Source organism: Streptosporangium fragile, from assembly GCF_039534445.1.
Taxonomy (GTDB): Bacteria; Actinomycetota; Actinomycetes; order Streptosporangiales; family Streptosporangiaceae; genus Streptosporangium; species Streptosporangium fragile.
Genome location: NZ_BAAAVI010000059.1, coordinates 48,063 through 54,464 on the forward strand (window position 1 = coordinate 48,063; position 6,402 = coordinate 54,464).

Below are 6,402 nucleotides of genomic sequence, written 5' to 3' on the forward strand. Positions count from 1 at the left end.
GGTCTCTCGGGGGTGTGGAACCCGATCGGGGGAAGGCGCGGATATCCCGTGGAAGGGGATGCCTCTCGGCGGACGTGGAACCCGGTCAGGGGACGAAGACGTGGTCGACGAGCCTGCGTGTCGCCTTGCCGTCGTCGCGGGGCGCGTAGGTGCGCTGGAAGCGCTCGTAGCGCTCGGCGTGGGCCGCGGCCACCTCGTCGATCGAGCGCAGGGCCTTGATGACCTCGGCGCCGGTGCTCAGCAGCGGGCCGGGGGCCTCGGCGGCCAGGTCGAGGTAGAGACCCCGCTTGGACGAGTAGCGCTGCAGGTCGTGGGTGAACAGCAGGATGGGCCGGCTGGTCACGGCGAAGTCGAACATGACGGACGAGTAGTCCGTGATCAGCACGTCGGCGATCAGCAGCAGATCCGCGATGTCCGGATAGGCCGTGACGTCACGCCCGAGGCCCGCGGGCACGTTCGGCGCCGCCTGCATCGAGTGGCCCCTGATCAGGAACTCGTGCCCGGGGCCGAGCACCCGGCGTGCCTCGGCGAGGTCGATCCGGATCGAGGCGTTCTTGCGGTCGTAGTCGCGGTAGGTCGGCGCGTAGAGCACCACCCGGGCGCCCCGCGCGATGCCGAGCCTCGCCCGTACCCTGGCCGCCGTCTCCTCGCGCTCGGGTGCCAGGAGCACGTCGTTACGCGGGTAGCCGCTCTCCAGGACCTCACCCCGGTAGCCGAAGGCCTTGCGCAGCACGGACGTCGCCCACGGGCTCTGGGAGAGCAGCAGGTCCCAGCCGCGCACCTCGACGGCCTGCCGGTGCCACGCCGGCGGCCTGGGGTCACGGGACATGTGCGGCAGGTCGTTGCCCATGCGCTTGAGCGGGGAGCCGTGCCAGGTCTGCACCACCATCTGGTCCTCGCGGGCCCGGAACCACTGCGGCAGGAAACCGTTGGTCACCACGTACCGGGAGCGGGCGAGCGCCGCGTAGTGCTCGCGGCTGCCCGCGCGGATCACGGTCGGCCTGACGTCCGGCCCGAAGCCGAGCTCCGCCGATCCCGGGGGCGTGAAGGCCCCGTCCTTGACCACCCAGATGTGCTCGCGGTCGTCGCCGCGCCGCACGCGCTCCTCGTAGACCGCGCGGACGTTGCCCTCGTACTGCCGCCCGTCGTAGGCGACGTAGACGGTCGTGTCGGTCAGCTCGCGGGTCCGCTCGGCGGGGTAGAAGCCGCGGCGCAGCGCGTACAGGCCGCCGGCGCCCTTCTCGTCGTCGGGCAGGTGCTCGGCGACGGACAGCACCGGCACGTCGAAGCGGGTGGAGATCAGGCGGTACTCCCGCCCGTCACGGATCTTGGTCTCCTCGTCGAGGGTGTCGAGCGCGGCGTGGTCGACGCGGACAGGAAGGATCTTCTTGGCCGGGTCGCGGACCGCCATGCTCCAGGTGCCGCTGCTCAGCGGGGCCGTGTCGCCGAAACGCGGCATCGCGGCGGGCGCGAACCGCACGGTGAAGCGCGAGCCCTCGCGCTCCAGGGGAACGGCGTGGATCATGCCGGCCCGGTGCTTGAGGGTCAGCTCGGCCGCCCCGCTCCCCGGGTAGGTGCCCTGGAGGGTGAGCGTGCCCTGGTCATCCCAGGCCACCGCGGTGATGATCGGGTGGATCCGGTGCGCGGAGACGCTCACGCGGTCGCGGCGGTCGCGCAGCACGGCGATCTCCCGGTCGTCGATGACCGTGCGGCTCTCCCGGGCCTTGCCGATCATGACGGAGGCCGCCGGGTCGCCCTTGGGCTCGATCCAGAGCCGGCCGCCGTCGCGCTCCTGGAGCAGGGACGACACGGCCAGCGGCACGACGACGGTGGTGCCGCCCTCGACGGGGGTGAAGTCCGCGGCGATCCGGTGGCCGTCCAGGCGGGCGTGGCCCCTGGTCGCCTCCTTGCCCGGCAGGAAGACCTCGACCAGCAGCCGCTCGCCGTCCAGCTGCACGCCGGTCAGCTCGGCCCGGGTGGGCTGGAGCACGACCTGCAGGGCGCGGTCGGAGGTCCAGACCGGACGGATCCACCAGCCCCTGCCGAGGTCCAGGCCCGCGGGCCGCTCGGTGCGGCCGACGGAGGGGCCGCGCAGCAGGCCGACGGCGCGGGCGCCCCGGCTCCAGATCACGATCTCGGCGCGCCAGGTGGTGGTGTCCTGCACGATCTCGCGACGGCGCAGCAGCCGCTTGCCGCCGCGCACGACGGCCCGCACGGCGGAGCGCCAGCGCAGCGGCCACGGGCCCAGCTCGGCGGTGAAGCCGGACCAGTCGTAGTTGCAGCCGACCTCCTGGGCCCCGTGGGTCGCCTCGGGGCGGAAGATCCGGCGGGTGCGCATCCGCACCGGGGGCAGCCAGCGGGGGCCGCGCAGCACCACGGTGGCGCGGTTGAAGCGGCGGCTGCGGACCGACAGCCCGGCCAGGTAGGCGTGGCCGGTGACGTGGAGCCGGCCGCCCGACCAGGAGATCTCGTCGATCTGGGTCACCGGGATGAGGTCGGCGCGGCGCAGGCGGTACAGGGGCTCGGGGATCTCGTCCTGGAGCGGCAGGTCCGCGTACCACCGCATGTTCTTACGGACCCGCCTGGACGGCTCTGCGGCGGCGGTCACGAGCTTCTGCAGCGCGTCGCCCTCGGCGAGCTCGTCGATCTCCCGCCGGTCGACGAGGTGGAAGGCGAGCCTGCGGGCGACCGGCAGGTCGCGCTTGACCCGCGGGTCGACGCCCGCGAGGTACGGCTTGACGAGCGTGAGGAACTCGCGGCGCCGGGCGGCACCCCGCTTGGTCGCGATGTCCAGCCGTGAGCCCAGCGGGCCGGCCAGCACGTCGGCGTCGAAGCGGCGGCGCTCCGCGGGTGTCAGCCCGTCGGCCAGGATCGCATCCATGATCGACTCAAGGGGCTCTCCTCGGTCGCAGAGATCCTGGACAGCCCGGAGCCGGTCGACGACGGGATCGCCGCTGGCTCGCGCGGGGGTGGCGCCGGTGGCCATGGGGGAGCACCGCCTTTCGGACAGAGCGCTGTCCTTGGCAATGGTAATGGGCCGCGACAGAGCCGGTTACGCCGTGATTTACGGTGTTCCGTCCCATCTGGCCGCACGCATGTCCACCCGGGCACCCCTGAGAGGAGTGTGCTCCCGCCGCCAGAATGTCAGACACCGCTGCTCGTGGCCAGGGGGCGGGGTGCCGTCGGCATGCACCACCCGCCACCAGGGCACGCCCCCGCCCCAGGTGGACATCACCCTGCCCACCTGGCGGGGCCCGCCCTCCTCCAGGTACTCGGCGATGTCGCCGTAGGACATCACCTTGCCCGGCGGGATGCGCTCGACCAGGTCGAGCACGCGCTCGGCATACGGGGCCGGGTGGCCTACCGGCTCCATACGGCCGGTCCGGCTGCGAGGATCTCGTCGAGCTTGCCGAACTCGTAGCTCGCCGAGCCGTTGAGCTGCTCGACGAGGCCGCCGCGGATCGCGTAGGACTCGCCGTCCTCGCCGACCAGCCTCGCCCCCAGCAGGGCGGAGATCCGGGCCAGCTGGGCCACCTGCCAGTCGGAGCCGGGCGCGCCGGACAGGGCGCCGTTCCAGACCGCGACGGCATGGACCGCGTCCCCGTGACGGGCTAGGACCTCGCCCGCCTCCTGCGACCCTCTGAACTCGAAGCCCGCCCGCCCCAGCACAGTCGCGAGTTCCGCGAAAGCGAGAGGCGCAGGGCGCTCCACGCGCAACTCGTACCCCATGGTGCGCGACCCTAGCGAACCTTCATGGTTTCCGGACCGGAAATACGGACACCAAGCCAGTTTCTCCCGAAGATTATCCAAAATGCGTTCGAATTGACGTCAAAACGCGCTTACCATCGCGGCCCGGCACGCCGGACCGGCTCCGGCGTCACCGGCGCGGCGCGCCCCGGGCGCCCGGAGCGCCGGTTGAGCATCACCACGGCCCCGGCGAAGGCCAGCAGCCCGGCGACGAGACCGGTCCCGTACAGCCAGAGTCTGGCAGGCTCCGGGCCGGGCCTGCGCGGTTCGGAGGACACGACGCCCTCACCGAAGTGCTTACCCTCGGGAACCGGCACCTCCACCGCGCCCGCCACGAGCTCGCCCGCCTTGGCGAGCGCCGCGTCGGCGTCGACGACGCCGAACCCCACGTGGTCGTCGTAGCCCGCCGCGGGGGCGAACCTGGCCGTGGAGGTGAGGGCCTGCGAGACCATTTGCGGCGAAATATCCGGATATTTCGCTTTTATGAGTGCGGCGACCCCCGACACCAGCGCGGCCGCCGAGCTGGTCCCCTCCGAGGAGCCGTACTTCCCCCCGGGCACGACCACGGGCACGCCCACCCCCGGAGCGGAGACCAGCACCGACAGGTTGTCGCTGCTGAACGGCGCCGGCATGCCCTGGGCGTCGACCGCGCCCACGCCGATGACCCCGGAGTAGCCGGCCGGGAAGTTCCAGAAGGAGGTGGCGTTCTCCAGGGCGTACGGGCTGTCGCCGTCGTTGCCCACGGCGGCGACGAGCACCACGCCCTTGGACAGGGCGTACGAGACCGCCTCGCGTTCGCTCTTGTGGGGCCCGTAGGCGCCCAGCGACATGCTGATGACCTTGGCCCCGTGGTTGGCCGCGTAGCGGATCGCGCGGGCCAGCGGGCTTTCCTCCTGCGAGCGCAGGTCCTCACCGGGCAGGGAGGACCCGTCCTGCGGCTCCTCCGCCACGATGAGCGGCAGCGACAGGATTGTGGCCTCGGGCGCCGTCCCCAGCAGGCCGCCCTCACCCCTGCCCGCCCCGGCGATGAGCGAGGCCATCGCCGTGCCGTGCCGGCCGGCGTCCGGCCGATCCCGGTCGAACTCGACCGGCCCCATGTCGGGCCCGGAGACCACCCGGCCGCGCAGCTCGGGGACCCGGTCGTCGACCCCGCTGTCGACCAGGGCCACGGTGACCCCCGCGCCCCTGGTGGTCTTCCACGCCTGCTCGACGTCGAGCATCTCCAGCACCCAGCGCTGGTCCTCGCGCACGTCCGCGGGGCCCGCCGGGGTGACCCGCACCCGGCTCTCCCCCGCCGGCACGGCGCCGGCGGGCGCGGCGACCGCCACCGGGGCCGCCAGGCAGCACGCGGCCAGCACCCCCGCCGCCCAGGACCGCCGCCGCCTCAGCACACGTTCCCCTGGGTGCACTGGGGGACCGCGCTGGGCTCGTCACCGAGGGCGCGGGCGATGCGCCCGGCGATCGCCTGGGCCGTCGGCCACAGCTCGCTGTGCAGGATCTCCTCCGGGGAGACCGACTCACGGGTGCGGCCGTCGGTGTAGCCGGCCGTGGAGAAGACGATGTAGGGACCCACCGCGACCCAGCCGTTGCGTTGTCGCTGCGCGGCTCCGAACAGCTCGGTCGCCGTGCCGGGGAAGGCCACCGGCCGCACGCCCACCCGGTCGTCCACCGCCAGCTGCGCGGAGGCGGCGACCCGCCGCTCCTCGTCACCGAGCACGGCGATGCCCACGGTGACGGCGAAGGTGGAGGTCTGGTCGACGTACGTGGCCCGCAGCAACGTGCGGCAGCCGTACTCGGCGAGCACCGAGCCGACCGCGGCGTCCGTGCCGGCCGCGCAGGGGGCCTCGGGGGCCACGCCGACCCGGCGGGCGTACTGCTGCACCCGGCCGAGGCCGATGTACTGGAGCTCGACGGGGAAGACCAGGTCGGCCGGCCAGGCGTGCCAGCGCCTGGCGATGTCGTCCTGGATGTAGCGGGCCTGCTCGGCGGGGGTCAGCGGGCGGGAGCCGGTCTCCCGCACCAGCCCGACCGTACCGGTCAGCACGTCGGTGGCGGCGATGGCCAGGATCGTGCCCATCAGGATCAGGAAGATCGTACGAAACCGGATGCCCTGCTCCAGGGCCGCCACCTCGGCGCGCCGGGCCGACCCGCGGTCACGGCCTCCGGCCGGCCAGGCGCGCACCCGGGCGCGTCTGATCGCGGTGCCGGGGGACGGTGCCCGCCGCACCCGACCGGCCCCCGCGCCGCGCACCCGGGAGCCTGACGGCGGCCAGCCCCCGCGAGCGCGTGGCGCCGGGGCTTCCAGACGCCGACCCGGCTCCTGGGACCGCCCTGGCTGCGACATACTTCCGATGCTACGTCGCGCGGCCCCCGCGCCCTATCGGCGGAGTGCGTTTCCGGGGTGACCCACCGTGCGAAACCACCGGCCCGCCCGGCGATGCCGCCGCCCCGCGCCCTCGCGCGGACCTGCGTGGCCCGGGGCGTGGCGCCCGGGGCGCGGGCGGGTCGCGGACGCGTACGAGATCGAGGGAGGGCGGGCGCGAGGGCGGCGGCGGAGGGGGAAGGCCGCGGCCGGGGGACGGACGGGGCGGGCACGCGGCGGCCCGGCCGCGGTCAGGAGGCGGCGACCGGGTAGGGGGCGGGCCGCGCGGCGGA

General features: G+C 74.0%; 5 protein-coding genes. All 5 read right to left on the reverse strand.

The window, feature by feature from the left end; translation table 11 throughout:
- Nucleotides 1–85 precede the first annotated feature (85 nt).
- Complete coding sequence (locus ABD841_RS30645) at nucleotides 86–2,881, reverse strand: CDP-glycerol glycerophosphotransferase family protein (RefSeq protein WP_344979041.1); 2,796 nt, start codon at nucleotides 2,879–2,881, stop codon at nucleotides 86–88.
- Nucleotides 2,882–3,064: 183 nt separating this feature from the next.
- On the reverse strand, nucleotides 3,065–3,373 hold the full coding sequence (locus tag ABD841_RS30650) for an MGMT family protein (protein ID WP_344979043.1): 309 nt from the start codon (nucleotides 3,371–3,373) through the stop codon (nucleotides 3,065–3,067).
- Complete coding sequence (locus ABD841_RS30655) at nucleotides 3,361–3,729, reverse strand: hypothetical protein (RefSeq protein WP_344979045.1); 369 nt, start codon at nucleotides 3,727–3,729, stop codon at nucleotides 3,361–3,363. Before ABD841_RS30655 ends, ABD841_RS30650 begins: the two co-directional genes overlap by 13 nt.
- A gap of 110 nt (nucleotides 3,730–3,839) precedes the next feature.
- On the reverse strand, nucleotides 3,840–5,138 hold the full coding sequence (locus tag ABD841_RS30660; protein WP_344979047.1) for a S8 family serine peptidase: 1,299 nt from the start codon (nucleotides 5,136–5,138) through the stop codon (nucleotides 3,840–3,842).
- Complete coding sequence (locus tag ABD841_RS30665) at nucleotides 5,132–5,929, reverse strand: hypothetical protein (RefSeq protein ID WP_344979049.1); 798 nt, start codon at nucleotides 5,927–5,929, stop codon at nucleotides 5,132–5,134. The genes ABD841_RS30660 and ABD841_RS30665 overlap by 7 nt, the downstream gene beginning before the upstream one ends.
- Nucleotides 5,930–6,402: the final 473 nt, after the last annotated feature.

Excerpts from the sequence above, each read along its gene's own strand:
- ABD841_RS30645 (WP_344979041.1), bottom strand. The coding sequence starts at position 2,881 with ATGGATGCGATCCTGGCCGACGGGCTGACACCCGCGGAGCGCCGCCGC.
- ABD841_RS30650 (WP_344979043.1), bottom strand. The coding sequence starts at position 3,373 with ATGGAGCCGGTAGGCCACCCGGCCCCGTATGCCGAGCGCGTGCTCGAC.
- ABD841_RS30655 (WP_344979045.1), bottom strand. The coding sequence starts at position 3,729 with ATGGGGTACGAGTTGCGCGTGGAGCGCCCTGCGCCTCTCGCTTTCGCG.